General features: G+C 64.1%; 15 protein-coding genes. 10 read left to right on the top strand and 5 right to left on the bottom strand.

The features are described from left to right. The first annotated feature begins 105 nt into the window (after positions 1-105). The gene (locus ACFVUS_RS07045; RefSeq protein WP_387762259.1) at positions 106-3294 is read left to right on the top strand and encodes a BTAD domain-containing putative transcriptional regulator; all 3189 of its coding nucleotides are present in this window, start codon (positions 106-108) and stop codon (positions 3292-3294) included. On the opposite strand, the gene ACFVUS_RS07050 is transcribed toward ACFVUS_RS07045, so the two are convergent. From ACFVUS_RS07050 to ACFVUS_RS07060, 3 genes are all read right to left on the bottom strand, one after another. Beyond that, the gene (locus ACFVUS_RS07050) at positions 3261-4013 is read right to left on the bottom strand and encodes an SDR family oxidoreductase (RefSeq protein WP_387762260.1); all 753 of its coding nucleotides are present in this window, start codon (positions 4011-4013) and stop codon (positions 3261-3263) included. The two genes, ACFVUS_RS07045 and ACFVUS_RS07050, sit on opposite strands and share 34 nt — an antisense overlap. A gap of 113 nt (positions 4014-4126) precedes the next feature. After that, positions 4127-6070 (bottom strand): potassium transporter Kup, encoded by a 1944-nt coding sequence (locus tag ACFVUS_RS07055; RefSeq protein WP_387762261.1) that lies wholly within the window; start codon positions 6068-6070, stop codon positions 4127-4129. Between the two features lie 126 nt (positions 6071-6196). Beyond that, positions 6197-6883 (bottom strand): hypothetical protein, encoded by a 687-nt coding sequence (locus ACFVUS_RS07060; protein ID WP_387762263.1) that lies wholly within the window; start codon positions 6881-6883, stop codon positions 6197-6199. 472 nt (positions 6884-7355) lie between these two features. Between ACFVUS_RS07060 and ACFVUS_RS07065 the strand changes: the two genes are divergently transcribed. Further along, the gene (locus ACFVUS_RS07065) at positions 7356-7754 is read left to right on the top strand and encodes a hypothetical protein (protein ID WP_387762264.1); all 399 of its coding nucleotides are present in this window, start codon (positions 7356-7358) and stop codon (positions 7752-7754) included. Between the two features lie 246 nt (positions 7755-8000). Further along, positions 8001-9293: a lipase family protein gene (locus ACFVUS_RS07070; RefSeq protein WP_387762266.1), complete on the top strand. Its 1293-nt coding sequence runs from the start codon at positions 8001-8003 to the stop codon at positions 9291-9293. A 185-nt stretch (positions 9294-9478) separates the two neighbouring features. Here ACFVUS_RS07070 and ACFVUS_RS07075 read toward each other — a convergent pair whose 3' ends face one another. Then, complete coding sequence (locus tag ACFVUS_RS07075) at positions 9479-10039, bottom strand: hypothetical protein (RefSeq protein ID WP_387762267.1); 561 nt, start codon at positions 10037-10039, stop codon at positions 9479-9481. A gap of 507 nt (positions 10040-10546) precedes the next feature. Here ACFVUS_RS07075 and ACFVUS_RS07080 point away from each other — a divergent pair. Beyond that, positions 10547-10804, top strand: coding sequence for a hypothetical protein (locus tag ACFVUS_RS07080; RefSeq protein ID WP_387762268.1), 258 nt, complete (start codon positions 10547-10549; stop codon positions 10802-10804). Between the two features lie 432 nt (positions 10805-11236). Here ACFVUS_RS07080 and ACFVUS_RS07085 read toward each other — a convergent pair whose 3' ends face one another. Next, positions 11237-11758: a GNAT family N-acetyltransferase gene (locus ACFVUS_RS07085; protein WP_387762270.1), complete on the bottom strand. Its 522-nt coding sequence runs from the start codon at positions 11756-11758 to the stop codon at positions 11237-11239. Positions 11759-11788: 30 nt separating this feature from the next. Between ACFVUS_RS07085 and ACFVUS_RS07090 the strand changes: the two genes are divergently transcribed. The 6 genes from ACFVUS_RS07090 to ACFVUS_RS07115 all read left to right on the top strand — a co-directional run bounded on the left by ACFVUS_RS07090 (position 11789) and on the right by ACFVUS_RS07115 (position 15763). Then, positions 11789-12346 (top strand): HIT family protein, encoded by a 558-nt coding sequence (locus ACFVUS_RS07090; protein ID WP_387762271.1) that lies wholly within the window; start codon positions 11789-11791, stop codon positions 12344-12346. A 184-nt stretch (positions 12347-12530) separates the two neighbouring features. Then, entirely contained in the window at positions 12531-12875 is a 345-nt protein-coding gene (locus tag ACFVUS_RS07095; RefSeq protein ID WP_387762272.1) for a hypothetical protein, read from the top strand. A 213-nt stretch (positions 12876-13088) separates the two neighbouring features. Next, a complete protein-coding gene (locus ACFVUS_RS07100) occupies positions 13089-13526 on the top strand; it encodes a hypothetical protein (RefSeq protein ID WP_387762273.1) in 438 nt (145 codons plus the stop codon). Next, positions 13523-14119 carry a DinB family protein gene (locus tag ACFVUS_RS07105; protein WP_387762274.1) on the top strand — a complete coding sequence of 199 codons (597 nt, stop codon included), beginning with the start codon at positions 13523-13525 and terminating at the stop codon, positions 14117-14119. The genes ACFVUS_RS07100 and ACFVUS_RS07105 overlap by 4 nt, the downstream gene beginning before the upstream one ends. Before the next feature lie 220 nt (positions 14120-14339). Then, on the top strand, positions 14340-14744 hold the full coding sequence (locus ACFVUS_RS07110; RefSeq protein WP_387762275.1) for a hypothetical protein: 405 nt from the start codon (positions 14340-14342) through the stop codon (positions 14742-14744). Positions 14745-14920: 176 nt separating this feature from the next. Continuing rightward, positions 14921-15763: an alpha/beta fold hydrolase gene (locus ACFVUS_RS07115; protein WP_387762276.1), complete on the top strand. Its 843-nt coding sequence runs from the start codon at positions 14921-14923 to the stop codon at positions 15761-15763. The last annotated feature ends 121 nt before the right edge of the window (positions 15764-15884 follow it).

Consider the following 15884-nt stretch of genomic DNA (forward strand, 5'->3'; position numbering starts at 1 on the left):
GGCGAACCGCTGTCATCGCCTGTCAGCTCGCTGTGAGACCTCGACTGCGACGACAGCCCGCAGCTGGTACAACAGTGGAATGCCGGCCGTGGACAGGAAGAATTCATGCGTGTAGCCCTTCTCGGGCCGCTCGCTATCGTCTCCGCGGATGAGGTAACGGTGCCCGTCGGTGGTCCGCGCGTGCGCGCGTTGCTCGCGATGCTGGCACTCGAACCCGGCCGGGTGGTCTCCACCGGCAGGCTCATCGACGGCATCTGGGGCGAACACCCACCGGCCGGATCGGTGAACGCGCTGCAGTCGCTCGTCAAACGATTGCGCGCGGTGATCGCGCCGATGCACGCCATCGAGACTCGCACCGCCGGATACATCCTGACGCTCCCCGCCGATGCCGTCGACGCCGCGCTGTTCACCCGCCTGGCGGCCGAGGGAACCTGGCAGCTCGAGCACGACCGCGCCGAACACGCTGCCGCACTGCTCGATTCGGCGCTGGGACTGTGGCGTGGAACGGCGCTGTCCGATCTTTCGGCCTTCACGGTTTTCGAATCCGCCACCGCGGCGCTGATCGAACAGCGACTCACGGCGATCGAGACCCGGGCACAGGCGTATCTGAGTCTGGGCCGTGCCGGGGAGTTGATTCAGCAATTGACCCAGGAGACCGCCGCGCATCCCTACCGAGAAACGCTGGCCGCCTGTCTCGTTCGCGCACTGGCGGCGGCCGGGCGTCCGGCCGAGGCAATGCGCGCCTATGAGCGCACCCGACATCTGCTGGACAGTGAACTGGCCGCGGACCCCGGGCGGGCACTGACCGACGTACTGCGCGAAATCCATTCCGCGCCTGTCCAACCGGCCGCCGCGCAGGGCTCCGCGCAGCTCCGGATCCGCCGCACCAGCTTCGTCGGCCGCGATGACGATATCGCCCGGCTCGACCGCATGCTGACCTCGAACGCACTGATCACCCTGGTCGGTCCCGGCGGGGCGGGAAAGACCAGGCTCGCAGAGGAAATCGCGACCCGGGTCGCGGCCCGCTTCTCGCACGGGGCGCAGCTGATCGAACTCGCCGGGGTGCACAATCCGAGCCTGGTGGGCAACGCGGTACTGGCAGCCCTCGCCGTTCCGGCGAATCGCGATGCGGCCGAACCCGATCCGATCGCCCAGCTCTGCTCGGTGCTGATCGGCAAACGCCTGCTGCTGATCATCGACAATTGCGAGCACCTCACCGCCGCGACGGCACAACTCGTCGATGCCGTGCTACGCCGTTGCCCCACGCTGACGATCCTGGCGACCAGCCGTGAGCCGCTCGGCATCGCGGGCGAGCAGCTCTACCCGGTGACATCGCTGGCACTACCCACGGGACAGCACGCGGCGGCACCGGCTGCGGTACAACTGTTCATCGACCGCGCACGGGCGGTGCAGCCGAAATTCGCTCTCACCGAGGAGAATCGCGAAGCAGTCGGCGGTATCGTGCGCAGGCTCGACGGTTTGCCGCTGGCCATCGAACTCGCCGCGGCGCGCATCCGCACCCTATCCCCCGGTGCGATCCTCGAACGCCTCGACGACCGATTCCTGTTGCTCACCAATGGATATCGCACCGAAGCGGACCGCCATCGGACGCTGCACGCCGTCGTGGACTGGAGCTGGCGACTACTCGACGACACCGAGCGTGAATTGGCCTGCAGATTCTCGGTTTTCGCGGGCGGCGCCACCCTCGACGCGATCGAGCGGGTGTGCGGGGCCGATCTCGGCACACTCGCCGCACTGGTGGACAAATCGCTCATCGAATTCGACGGTGCCCGCTACCGCATGCTGGAAACGATCCGCGCCTATACCGCGGCAGAACTCACGGCCACCGGCGAACGCGCCGCCCTCGAACGAGCACACGCACACTACGTACTCGCACTGGTCGAAGGGGCCGAACCCGCACTGCGCACCACCCGCCAGTGCGAATGGGTCAACCGGCTGACCATCGAACACGACAATTGCGTTGCCGCCCTGGGGTGGGCGGTACGCACCGCCGATATCGACCTGTCACTGCGACTGTGCGGCAGCCTGGTCTGGTACTGGTCCCTGCGCGGCTTTCGCGCGGAATCGGCGCACTGGCGCGCGCAGGTGCTCGCCCTGACCGGACCACCCCCGCCCGGATCAGCGGCCGACTATCTGGCGTGCGCTTACGCGGACCTGCTACCGGCGCACTACGACATCCTGTGGTGGGGCCCGACCGATGACCACGGCGACCTCGATCGGCTCGTGCGGACCGCGACAACCGAACAGCGCCAACCCAATCCGGCCTTCGTGCTGATGCTCGCGGTGCGCCGCGGCCGGGACGGCGACCTCGCCCCGCTGAACGACGCCGTTCGATCCACGGATCCCTGGCTCGCCGCCAACGCACGTCTCCGGCGCGGCCTCGAAACACTCGCGGGCACCCAATCCGACACGGCCGTAAGCGATCTGGAGCGCGCACTGGCCGAGCTGCGCACGATCGGCGAACCGCGGGGACTGGTCCGCGCACTGCTGATCCTCGCCAAATATCGCACCGGCACCCTCGGGCTACCGGCCGCGGTGCCCCTGCTGACCGAGGCGGCCGAGTTGACCCGCACCTGGCTCGGCACCGATGAGGTGGTCGGAGTGCGCGCCTGGCTCGGCCAGCTACGGGTCTGGCACGGCGATGTCACCGCTGCCGCGGCCGAGACCGCCGCCGCGCGCGTCCGGCTCGACGCCACCGTATCCGCGTTCACGCGAACCTGGCTCGGCGTGGTGGAGGCCGAAATTGCCTGCCGCCGCGGTGAACTCGGCGCGGCCGTCGAACTCTTCCGCGATGCGCTGGACCCGCTGACGCGGTATCACCCGCTGTCCAATCGCCCGGTCGAGGGCATCGCGATCTCCGTCGAGATCTGGGGTCGCGTCGCGTACGCCCTGGCCCTGGTCGACAACGGTGACCGGCACCGCGCCCGCACCGAATTGACGACCGCTTTCGAACTGGAGCGGCAGATGATCGGCGGCAATCCGCCACTGCTGTTCGGGATCGCCGTCGGATACGCATCGGTCGCACTGGCCGATGGCGATCTCGAGCTCGCGGTGACGATCATCGCCGCCCACGATCGGCTGCATCCCGGCCCGCATCGCAGACCGGGGCCACGGCGAATCATCGAAACCGCACGTGCGCAACTCGACACCGCCGCCTTCAACCGGGCGCTGAGCACCGGCCACGCGCTCTCGTTCGACGAGCTGCGCGCACTGCTCATCGGCTGCCGGGCGGACGGAAGTCAGAACATGGCGCCGTTGGCGCGAATCGTCTGACCCGACACCCACGCCGCGCCGTCACCCACCAGCCAGCCGACGACCGGGGCGATATCCGCCGGGATGCCGAGCCGTCCGCGCGGACTGTGATGCGTTGCCGCCTCGATGGATTCGGGTGTTTCCGCGCCCCGGTAGAAGTCGTCGTCGATGGGTCCGGGCGCGACCGCGTTGACGGTGATACCGCGCTCCCCCAATTCCTTCGACGCGGCCAGCACCATGCGCTCGACCGCCGCCTTGGAACCGGAATACAGCCCGTAGGCACCGGTCATGATCGCGGTCAACGTCGTCGAAAGCACCACGTAGCGGCCATTATCCGCGAGATGACGCGCCGACGCGCGCAAGGTGTTGAAGGCGCTGCGGGTATTGCGGTTGATCAGATGATCGAAATCCGCGTCGGTGAAATCCACCAGCGCCTTCTTGATCACCGCGCCCGGGGTGTGGATCACGATATCCAACTTCCCGTGCTCGGCGACAACCTTCTCGAACAGCGCGTCGACATCCGCCGACACGGTGGCATCCGAGCGCACCGCCTCCGCGCTCACCCCGAACTCCGCCAGCCGCTTCACCGTTCGCTCCGCCGCATGCTCGTCGCCGAGATAGGTGATCACGGTCGTGGCCCCGCGTGCGGCGACATTCTCGGCGAAGGCCGCACCCTGATTCCGGGTCCCACCCACCACCAGAGCGACCTTACCCACCAGATCGCGACTCACATCGGACATCGAACTCTCCCTGCACCATTCGGATCGGTGACCCATCGCCACCGCATCCCACGCTGGCGCACGCCACTGTCAATCCGCTGACATCCGATGACAGCGAGGCTGATTCGCGGTGACTACACCTCGACCTGCGCCCCCATGATCACCGTCCGCTGACCGGGCAGACCGAAATAGGCGGCGGCGTCGGTGGTGATGTAGGACGTGGCGATGAACAGGGTTTTGCGCCAGCGGGCCATCGTGTGCGCCTTCCCCTTCTTCAGTTCGATCTTCGACAGGAAATAGGACGCGCCGTCGATGTCGAGGTGACCTTCGGTGCGGGCGGGATCGAGCAGGCGCAACGCGTGTGGGACGTTGGGGCGCTCCATGTATCCGTAATGCGCGAGCACGTGGATGATTCCGTCGTCGGCGTAGCCGAGGGCGTCGATTTCGGTGCGGTGTTCGTCCGGCACCCGGGGTACGGGCAGCGTATCGATCGACAGCACGACCACGTGCTGATGCAGCACCTGGTTGTGTTCGACATTGGCGCGCATGGCGAGCGGCGTGGTCTCACTGCCGCGATTGAGGAATACCGCGGTGCCGGGCACCCGCACCAGCGGCGGGCGGCGCTGCTGCAATTCGTCGACGAATTCCCGCAGCGGACCCTCGACCTTTTCCCTTGCGGCGGTGACGATTACGCGCCCGCGCGCCCAGGTGATCATCACGGTGAACGCGGTGAGACCGATCAGCAGCGGCAGCCACGCCCCGTGCACCAGTTTGGTGAGATTCGCGGCCACGAACAACGCGTCGATCCCCAAGAGCGGAATCGCGCCGAGCAGCACCAGCCACAGCGGCGTATGCCATTTGACCCGGGCGACATAGAAGAACAGCAGCGTGGTGATCGAAATCGTCGCTGTCACAGCCATACCGAACGCGAACGCCAGCGCGGCCGAACTCTGGAAGGTGAACACCAGCGTGAGCACCGCGACCATCAGAATCCGATTGATCAGCGGAACGTAGATCTGCCCGATGGTCGACTCGGAGGTGTGCTCCACCCGCAAGCGCGGCAGATAACCCAATTGCGCGGCCTGCGAAGCCACCGAGAACGCCCCGGTGATCACCGCCTGCGAGGCGATCACCGTCGCAGCGGTCGCCAGCAGCACCAGCGGGAGCCGAGCCCACCCCGGAGCGAGCAGGAAGAATGGGCTGCCCACGGCACTCTCGTCACCGAGAATCAGCGCACCCTGTCCGAGATAACTCAACGCGCACGCGGGCAGCACCAGCCCCAGCCAGCCGCGCGTAATCGCCTTGCGACCGAAATGGCCCATATCGGCGTACAGCGCCTCGGCCCCGGTCACCGCCAGCACGATCGCCGCCAGCGCGAAGAACGCGATCCCGAAGTGCCCGAACATGAAACCCAGCGCATAGGTCGGCGACAGCGCCTTCAGAATCTCCGGATGCCGCGCGATACCGCTGACCCCCAGCACCCCGATCGTCGTGAACCAGGCGATCATCACCGGCCCGAACAGCCGCCCCACCGCCGCCGTGCCCCGATGCTGCACCGAGAACAATCCGACGATGATCACCACCGTGATCGGAATGATCAAATCGTCGAACCCCGGCGACACGATTTTCAAACCCTCGACCGCGGACAGCACCGAGATCGCCGGGGTGATCATCCCATCACCGAAGAACAGTGCCGCACCGAAGATCCCGACTCCGGCCAACACCCCCGCGGCCCGCAAATCCCGTTTCCCCGCCAGCCTGCGCAATAGCGTGATCAGGGCCATGATCCCGCCCTCACCATCATTGTCGGTCCGCATAACCAGCGTGATATAGGTCAGCGTCACAATGATCATCACCGACCAAAAGATCAGCGACACAACGCCATACACATTATCGGTACTGATAGGCACGGGATGCGGATCACTCGGGTTGAACACCGTCTGAATGGTGTAGATCGGGCTGGTACCGATATCCCCGAACACCACCCCGAGCGCACCAACCACCACCGCGGCCCGGACCGGCCCCGCGGCATGGCTTCCCACATGAATAGGCGGACTGACTTCGGGCACTGCGGACATTCACGGTCTCCTCGCGTACGGATGCGACCCCTATCGTGCCGTGTGGCCGGAGAGGGGATGAACCCTGGACGTCCACACACACCGAATGCCGTGTGCACTTCCATGCGATGGTCCCACCCGTGGACGTCATGGAGATTCGCTGAATCGCGTTGCGCGGCGCGGGCACCGCTTGTCGGCCTTGGCCAGTGCGGTCGCGACACCCGGTTGATCCGAGCGCTCCAGCAGCGCTCGGTACGCCTCGTCCGAAGGGAGCTGGGCGAGGATTCCGGCGACGAACTGTCTGTCCTTGACGGTTCGGCAGGAATCGAGCAATGCGGCGACTGCGGGAGCCGACGTCGGGCCAACCTGGCACACCATGTTGTACAGATGTGCCTTGCCGAACAGAATTGAATCGAGCGGGGCCCCGCCCGTCAGCTGGGCGATGCGGTCCAACTGTGCTGCCGTCGTAGCGGCCGGGACGAGCAACCTGGTCAGTTCACGCGACAGGCCCACGGTCATCGGATCCGCCAGATCGGCTTCCACCCAGTCCTGCCTCTGCGGAAGCAGATAGGACGAAATCAGCCGAGCGCGAATGGATCCCGTTGCGCGCATCGTCGCCACCTGGTCCGCGGCCGCGACATACTCCGAATCCGAGGCGGCAGCCAGATGTGCCCGCAACCGGGCCAGGTCTCCACCGTGGTACATCCACCAGGCGAAATCGTCCGCGTGAAACTCCACGGTTTCGTACCAGTCGATCCGCCCGTATGGATTCCAGGGCGTCCATCCGACCGCTCCGCCGGGCGGACGGGAGGTCTCGACAGCGAGTCTGCCCATCTGCGCGAAAGTCTCAATCGCTAATGAAAGCCCATGCCTTACAACCCATCCGTCGATGAGCATGGGTGCGAGCTCTGCACGGTAGTGGCCGTAATGCCCCGAGCTGCAGCAGACGCTGGGACCATGTTCGATGATTATGGCGATAGCGGCCGCGCCCAAAGGCGATCCAGACCCTGTCTCCAGATAGGCGAGTCCTGCTGTTCCTATCTCCTCTCGACCTCGCTCACGGGTATTGGTCAGAATTCCCTGGAGTTCGTGTCGGAATCGACCGAGTAGTTCATCGAGTTGTCCCGGCGCATCCTCGGCAATCGGAACTGGTCGGTGCGGCGTGATCCCTTGAAACGGTTCGGCTTTCGTCAGCCAGCGGGTCGGTGGGCTCCACGTGTACTCGGAGGTCATGGTCGTACGGTAACTGCGGCCGGTGACACCGCCTCGTAGGGTGATCTTGCCGGCTCTTATGAGGGGATGATCTGTGGCCACAGCGGTGACCGGGCTGACACACGAGGACTGCGACACAATCGGGTTCGTCATCAGCTGCTTGTTCGATCAATCCATCGATACAGCCGAGCTGCGGGCATGGTGTGAGCACGTCATCGTCAGCAATGAGATGGACGATATCCCGCAGTACATGTTCGAGCTGGTCAGCTTCGATGGAGATCTCTCCGAGCTGTTCGACATTCTGGGGTTCACTCCGTCGTTTGAGCCTTCGCAGCAGGAGGATGCCGCGCTGTACGGTATAGCCTTCCAACGTGGGGTCGAGGTCTACGATCCACCTGTCAGCGGGGTGTCGGCTCTCGAAGCTCTACGACTCAGACCTGATGTTCTGCAACGGTTTCGGGCTACATTCCCGTTCATCGAGCTCGCCGATTAGCTGTCGGAACGTACTAATCTGCCGCTGATCGCTCGTCGAAAAGGCTGGCTCGGTACCTCGGTTGATCAATAAGTAAGGCGGCCGACGTCCCGGAACGTACGCGGCCCGGGGACGCCATATGGTTCGAACAGGACACCAGCCGAGCGATCTTTGCCGCCGTTTCTGACACCGGTTCCAGTTTGAGAAGGTACCGTGACTGCCATCTTGGGGGCCTAGGGAGTCGCCCCCTCCGGGGAGGGAAGTCAAGTGGTAGACACTGCCGTATCCAGCTGTGGCGCAACGAGTTCGGCGATCAAGCGCAGCCAGCTGCGCTCGGCCCTGATCGCGGCTTCGGCCGTGTTGTACTTGGCCGGAACACCGACGGCGGTCGGCAGTGCCGATCCGGTGCTGACTCCGCAGAGCGACCCGTTCTACACCCCGCCCGCCGGGTGGGACTCGCAGGCTCCGGGCACCATTCTGAATTCGCGACCTGTCGAGGTGGCCTCGATGGGACCGCAGGCGCAGGACGCCGACGCCTGGCAGCTGCTGTATCGAACGACCGATGTCGACGGGAACCCCATGGCGACCGTGACGACGGTGCTGCGCCCGCGAAACGGGCAGGTCAAAGGTCTGATCTCCTATCAGGCCGCCGAAGACGCCTCGGCTCCACAGTGCGCTCCCTCGTTCGTGCTGCGGCAGGGAGCGCCGGTGGACAACAAGTACGACTCCAGCCTGGATCTCATACCGATCGAGCAGATGCTATCGACGGGTCATGCGATTTCCATCCCCGACTGGGAGGGGCCGAAGGGGACGCTGATCGCCGCGAGACAGCCGGGCTACCTCACACTCGACGGAGTGCGCGCAGCCGAGCGTTTCGAGCCACTCGGCCTGCCCGGCACCGATACTCCGGTCGCCGCGCTGGGCTACTCCGGCGGATCGCTCGGCACCAGTTCGGCCGCGCAGATGCAACCGATCTACGCGCCCGAACTACGCCTGGTCGGGGCCGTCCTCGGTGGTTGGCGAACGGACTTCGGCAGCTATCTGAAGGAGCTGGATTCCGGTCCGTTCTCCGGTTTCATGCCGGCGATCCTACCCGGCATGATGCGCGCCGATCCGCGTCTGGCGGCCGTTTTCGACAAGTATCTGACGCCCGCCGGGCAGGCCCTGATGGCCGCGGGTGACAGCAAATGCGCGACGCCGAACGTGGGCCAGCATCCGTTCCTGCGCATGGACGACTACCTGACGATCCCCTTCTCGCAACTGCTCGACGAGGTACAGCCCTTATTCGCCGATCTCGACTTCGGCCCGGTAGTACCGACCACGCCGATGCTCCACTATCACGCCGTGCACGACGAAATCGTCGACATCGCGGTGAGCGATCAGGCGGTGGCACAGTGGTGTGCGGCGGGGGCCCAAATCACCTATGTACGAGACCAATTGAGCGACCACGTCAGCCTCGCGATCACCGGGACGCCCGCAGCCCTGCGCTGGATCGACGACCGCATGGCGGGCCAGCCCGCACCGGCCGGCTGCTCGACGAGTACGGTGCCGTCCATGTAGGTCGATGGTGTTGCGACAACCCATCACTGTGTCTTGCGTCAAGATCTTGGCAGGCTCGAGGGGGTGGGGTTGCCGGCCGGCTCGATCGATCCAGCCCTGCCCACATCCGCTCATGCCGATTACAGCGCAGCAAATGTTGCGTTTTACAGCGCACGGATTGCTTGGATACGAGCCGACGAAGGAGATCAGGATCCGCGCGGATCTGGATCGATGTCGAATCTCCATGGATGCTCGAAACCCATTTCGGCATAACATTCCGCGTCATCGCGATACCCGTCGATGTCGGGTGCGGTCGCGGCGAACCAACCCGATACCCGATCCCAAAACCGATGGGCATGTTCGTGCTCGACTACCTCCCACACCGGCGGATCATCGAGATGCAGGTCTGCGCCATCGATTACGACGTACTCGTAACTCTGGTGTGAGCTCAACACAAGCAGCCCCTCCGGGCACCTCAACTCGTGCTCCACGGTATCGAGAGTGTCTATCGCGTACTGCTTATGCTCCCCGAAAATATACTTCACTCCGAAATGCGTACCCGCCCACCACAATCCGGACTCAGACCCGATCAGTCGGAGAACCGCACGTACCGCTACCGGAACATCGGTGACACCCTGCTCCGCGGCAAAACCATCGATCTCAGCATCGGTAGCGCCAGAGACCGCGGTACGCCGCAGCCCAGCACCAATCACCCCTTCGAAGGTAGCCTCGATCGTCCCGACGATGGCCGACTGCTGCTCGTTCACAACTCACCTCATACGCCAAGAGCAAACATATCTCAATATCAGACATCCGCTCATGCCGCGACCCGCGCAAGCCGAAGCTGTCGGTGCGGGTCCGCGGAAGATCAACGGGCGATTATCTCGGTATCAGCGATGCCATATGCCGATGAGCGTTCAGGTCGCCGATCGGCATACGCTCCGGGCTCGACAGGTCATGGCGCCTACATGGCGGTCGAACGCAACGCCGCGGCCGACGCGGCGCGATGACGGGTTGATCGTTGCCGCGTGGTCTCACCCGAGATCGGCGGGAATGCGATGCGCGACAGACGGATTCGCTGGCCCATCGGCAGCCGCGCTGTGTTCCACCGTTCCGCGGCTGTCGGCCGAATCCCTCGGCGAGGCCACGCATTTGAGCTGGAGAGATGGCTGAAATGCAGTCCGATCGTGGAGATCCAATGATTAAATGTCAATGTTTCAGAATATTGGTAGGCAGGTTCGCCACTGCCGTTCATGGACACGATGGGTTGTTATATGCGACGTCCTTTCAGCGCTGCTCTCTTCGCCACCGCCATCATGGGGGTGATCGCAGTCCCCGCCGCCGCAGCGGCTCCACTCGAGCTCTCCCAGGCCCCCGCGACCACAGTCGCCAACGGCAGCACTTCATCCGGTAGCGCGGTACTCAACGAACTCTTCGGATGCGTCAGGGACCCGAATTGGCCTAGTCAGGCGATTTGCATTCCGGGTATGAAGCTCTTCCAGGATCTGGGCTGGAACTTCCCCACATCCTGAATAGTGCCGGGTATGTGACCAGCCGCGAACCTGCGATGCTGGATCATCCAGCTGTGGACACCCAATCGTCGATCATCCTCACATGCCGCGTGGCGCGCTCTTCGAACCGGCCACGCGGCGCAGCCGAAGATCAACGGGCTCAGATTATCTCAGTCCCAGCAACGCAGCGGATGCGGGTACCAGGACATCAGACTCTGACAAAAGAACCTCTGGAGAACACGGATTGTGCTGTGCTGCTGCAGTATAGGAGCCAGCTACGACATCACTCACGGTCGCGCGATAGTCTCCTAGCGCTCAGCCCGACAGTAGGCTCGCCGTGCCGATACGCCAATCGTCCTGTAATGCCGCAACCCGCGCGTTGGTCGACCACCCAAACCGGTTGGCCGACAGCAGCTTCCCGACGCGCGCTCTTGCCGTGTTGCGGACCTGGGCTCAGGGGCAACTCAACGACTTGCCGTACCAGACCTCGGCATAGTCGCTGGTGTTGTACGCCGGGATCTCCACATAGCCGTTGCGGCGGTACAGGGCTCGGGCCTCGACCAAATCCAGTCGGGTATCGAGCACAACCCTTGTCGCACCGAGGGCGGTGGCGGCGGTTTCCGCAGCGGTCAGCAGGTGTCGTCCACCACCGATTCCACGCCATCGCCGTCGAACAAACACCCGGGTCAATTCGATGACATCGTGGCCAAGTGCGCGCAGACCCACGCATGCGACCGGATCGCCGTTGAATCGGCCGAGAATGAACAGGCCGCGGGGTGGGACCAAGTCGTCAGCAGGGTCGGCAGTGAGCTCTCGGTCCAGTTCGGCCACTGTCGATCGGCGTCCCAGATGTAGCAGGCGATAGCGATCGGCGACCTCGACGTAGTAGTCCCGCAGCAGAGCAGCAGCTTCGGGGTGTCGCACCGAGGTCGGAGCCACGACCCAGCCTGAATGTCGGTCCGGCGTCGGAGTCATACGGTCATTGTTGTCAGCTGACGAATTTTCTTGCAGCTCATCGCATCCGCGAATGCCGCGTGGAGCTATGCAGCGGGGCGCTCACACTTCGTCGAAGATCGTTCTGCGGCTGAGCACTGCTGTCGGCTGAGCTATATCGTCACCTGTATGCGGGGGTGCGTGATCTGCGACAAACACAACGGGGCCGGGCCATTGGTGAGCCCGGTGGTACACGCGGATGAGCTCGTGGTGGTGACTCATCGTCCAGCGCGGGAAGACTGGGTCCGGCCGGGGTATCTGTTCGTCGAGCCTCGACGCCACGTCGCGACACTCGATCAACTGGACGACACGGAGACCTTTGCCTTCGCCCGCACTGTCCGCTCATCGATCAGCGCCCTACGGCAGGTTCTCGAACCCGCCCACGTCTTCACCTTCGTCGCGGGATTGAGCGTTGCGGGGGTCCACCTCCACCAGCACATCTTCACCCGGCCCGTCGCAACGGCACGAGAGGTGGCATGGCACAACGCCGATTCACCGAATGCGCCCCGGATCCGTTCCTCCGAACTCGCGGGCCTGTGCGCCGAACTGGCCGCAGCGATGACCAACTGAGCTACTGCACGTCAAGGTCGCGCCGAACATCCTCTACTGCCGCGAGTCGCGCGGTTCGGACCGGCGGACGCAACGTACGCGCTGCTTGTGTATGGGCAGTGGAGGAACCCCTCGAACGACAAGCGCTCGGGGGATCCTGTTGAATACCAGAGGTATTCAATGAACTGTATCGACTGGGAGCCGTATGTTCAGAGCCCAGGCCAGCTATGCCGTTACGCTCAACCCCACAGCCTCTCCTTCGGACGTCGAGGCACGAATCCTGGCGTTGAACCTTCCTGGTGTCACATGGTCGCCGCGCTTCGAGCGAACGACTGGACCCTACAATCACTCGCTTCTGACACTGACCGCGATCATCGAGCCCACCGGCAATCCCGATCTGGCTCTCATGGCGATCTTCACCCTCGGTCTTTCGACCGCACAGGCGACCGAAGCTTGGGAACAGTTCGTAGATGGCACTCTGACCCACCTCGATGCTCGCGACGACCGCCCGGTCCACGGTGTGTACATCGAGGAATACCGAAGGCTCTGAGACAGGTCGTATCTCGCCAAGAATGCTCCGGTCACACTCACGACGTCCCGACATGCCGCGTGTCGCGCCGACCGGACCGGCCCGCGCTGGCGGGGCGAAGGTCAACGGGCCGAGCCGATCTGGCGCCGGCCGAACGCACCATATTGCTGATGAACGAGCTTGAATGGTGATCGTCGAGTGCGGGTGTCGGTGACCGGCGCTAACGTCCCTTCGATGACGAGCAATGTGGACATGCAGTTCGACGTTCGCGGCCTTACGGGAGACGACCAAGCTCAATCGGTGTTCGACGCGGTCCTGGAAGTACTCACCAGTGGACATATGGATCGAGACGTCATGCTGAACACCGTAGAGCAGAAACAACATTGGTCAGTCGAAGGCAAGAGCGAGGGTTCGTTGTACATCAGCAGCTGGGGTCGGTGGCACGAGGGTTTCGAGGAATCGTTGCGCCGTTGCGTTGCCGCCGTGGCGCGCGTAGGTCGGATGTCCAAACCGGTGGGCTGTCAGCATTTCCAGAAGCACTCTTCTGCCGATGCGCGCGGAGTCGCTGCCCGCGCCGGGCTGGACAGCCAACTGTTCATGTCGAAGGAATTCCGTTGGCTACGAACGAAATCGCTCGCTAGATTCGGAGGGCTGGCAGGGTGTTGTGCGTGACTGTCTCCGACCCTAAAGCGGATGTGCATCGATACCTGCGCTCGGCCCGCGAAGCCGTGCTGTGGAAGCTGGATGGTTTGTCCGAGTACGACATTCGTCGTCCGATGACTCCGACCGGCACAAATCTACTCGGTTTGGTCAAGCATCTGGGCGGGGTCGAGTTCGGCTACTTCGGCGACACGTTCGCTCGCCCCTACGACGAACCCCTCTCCCAGTACGATTTCGACGCTGATCCGACGGCCGACATGTGGGCCACCGCGGAGCAGTCACGTGGGGAAATCATCGGGTTCTATCGTCGGTCCTGGGCGCATTCGGACGCCACGATCGAGGCCCTGGATCTGACCGCACAGGGCTTGGTCCCGTGGTGGAGCGAGGAGCACCGGGCAGTCACGCTGCACGGGATCCTGGTGCATGTGATCGCCGAAACCCACCGGCACGCCGGGCACGCCGACATCATCCGCGAACTCATCGACGGCGTCGCAGGATTGGTCAACGGCAACGACAACATGCCCAGTGCCGACTGTGCCTGGTGGCTGCGCCATCGGGCCAAGGTAGAGAAGGCAGCAGAACTTGCCGCTGGCCCCACTGCTTGACGGGCCGTCTGGCTTACGAAGGACCGGCCGCGGCATTTCCAACCGGCACAGCTCGCTGACCACCTCCGAACGTAAGGAAATGCCGCGTTGCGCGCGGACGGATCGATTCGGAGGAAAGGGCCGTGGTGCAGCCGCGATGGACAACGGGCTACTGCCCGAATCGAATTGGGGCATCTGCCCGATAGCGCCCTATCCAGGACGGCTTGTAGCTTCTAGCCGTATGCCGCACCGATTGACAGCCCTGTTGAGCGCCACCAGCTCGTTGTTCGCCATTGCCGTCAGTGTCGCCGCACCGCAGGCCGTCGCGGGTAATCCGGTGGTGCTGGCTCCCTGGGTCTCGTGCACTGATCGCTGGTGCCGCAACGAAACTGACGACACCTACCGCATGGACGTGATCTTCGACTGCGGTCACGGAAAACAGCAAATAGCCCGTGCCTACCTTCCCCCACATCTGACCACGGCCGTCGGTGGCAACTGTGGTTCGCACAAGGAGCGCTGCTCGTATGACCGTGAGCGCTGGTGCAGCACGGACAATCCGATCCTGGGAATGCGGTACGAGAACGTGGTGGTCGACAACGGTCCGATTCCGCCCTGGCCCTTCAACAGCTCGGGCTCATCGCATTGAACGCGGGCACCTCGGGGCGACTGGGGTGTCCGGACAAGCGAACACACAGGACTGCCGCGTGCCGCGCTGAGTGAATCGGCCAGCCCGGCACCCCGAAAGATCAACGGACTGAATATAGCTCGGCCTTCGGCAGTGCACCGTACTGCCGAATATCGTGGACCTGGGAGGTGTGCGATGTGTGGACTGAGCATCGAACGCTAGGCGAGGTCGACCTGTACACCGCCTGCGCTGGGAGCGTTGCCCACTCACCATTGCTGGTGATCCACGGCGGGCCTGATTGGGATCACAGCTATCTGCGCCAGCCACTAGAGAGTCTTGCAGACTCGAAATGGCTTCTGCTGCCTGACCTTCGAGGCTGTGGCCGCTCCACCGGTGGACTGCCGCTCGACCGCTACCGTCCTGACGCGGTCGTTGCTGACCTGCTGAGCATCCTGGACAGCCTGGCAATCACCACGACAGACGTGCTCGGCTTCTCCTACGGTGGCCTACTGGCACAGCGCCTGGCCGCCGCTGTCCCGCAACGGATCCGGCGAATGATCATCGCGTCCAGCAGCATCGTCCCGGTGCCCGCCAACGCCTACGACGGCTGGGCGGACAGGGACGCACTGCTCGCTTCGGAGGCGGCAGTATGGTCCGATCCGGCGCTGAGTGGACCGGGGCGGGTACGTACTGCGGCGTTCGCTGGTGCCCGCGCCACCGTGTGGCGGGTCGAGGCGGTGCCCGAACTCCTCGAACGCCTACGCGGCATAAGGTTTTCGTGCGAGTGGGATCGAGCGCGCCACGCAGGAGTTCTGCCCTCGGCGCGCCTCGAGGACGCGGTCGCGGTGTTGATCCGGACGGAAATCCCAATTCTTCTCTTGCACGGCCAGCACGACATGGTCTTCCCCGCAACGCTGGCCCAGCAGGCCGCAGCCCAGATGCCCAACGCCCTGGCGGTAGTCCTCGACGATGCCGGCCATATGACCCAATTCGACCAACCCGACGCGTGGCTGGCGGCAATCGCGAACTTCCTCGAATGACACCGGCGAACTTCTGAATCTGTCGCGCTGACCGACCCTGCCGGCCAGTCATCCCGAAGATCAACGGGCTGAAGGCCGTTCGACCTACAGCAAATGCACGGTAACTAGCCGAGTTGAGGAT

This window comes from Nocardia sp. NPDC058058, from assembly GCF_042885355.1.
Lineage (GTDB): Bacteria > Actinomycetota > Actinomycetes > Mycobacteriales > Mycobacteriaceae > Nocardia.

What these genes read in the sequence shown, in the direction of transcription:
- ACFVUS_RS07045 (WP_387762259.1), top strand. Translation starts at nt 106, where the DNA reads ATGCGTGTAGCCCTTCTCGGGCCGCTCGCTATCGTCTCCGCGGATGAG.
- ACFVUS_RS07050 (WP_387762260.1), bottom strand. Translation starts at nt 4,013, where the DNA reads ATGTCCGATGTGAGTCGCGATCTGGTGGGTAAGGTCGCTCTGGTGGTG.
- ACFVUS_RS07055 (WP_387762261.1), bottom strand. Translation starts at nt 6,070, where the DNA reads ATGTCCGCAGTGCCCGAAGTCAGTCCGCCTATTCATGTGGGAAGCCAT.
- ACFVUS_RS07060 (WP_387762263.1), bottom strand. Translation starts at nt 6,883, where the DNA reads ATGGGCAGACTCGCTGTCGAGACCTCCCGTCCGCCCGGCGGAGCGGTC.
- ACFVUS_RS07080 (WP_387762268.1), top strand. Translation starts at nt 10,547, where the DNA reads ATGCGACGTCCTTTCAGCGCTGCTCTCTTCGCCACCGCCATCATGGGG.
- ACFVUS_RS07085 (WP_387762270.1), bottom strand. Translation starts at nt 11,758, where the DNA reads ATGACTCCGACGCCGGACCGACATTCAGGCTGGGTCGTGGCTCCGACC.
- ACFVUS_RS07095 (WP_387762272.1), top strand. Translation starts at nt 12,531, where the DNA reads ATGTTCAGAGCCCAGGCCAGCTATGCCGTTACGCTCAACCCCACAGCC.
- ACFVUS_RS07100 (WP_387762273.1), top strand. Translation starts at nt 13,089, where the DNA reads ATGACGAGCAATGTGGACATGCAGTTCGACGTTCGCGGCCTTACGGGA.
- ACFVUS_RS07110 (WP_387762275.1), top strand. Translation starts at nt 14,340, where the DNA reads ATGCCGCACCGATTGACAGCCCTGTTGAGCGCCACCAGCTCGTTGTTC.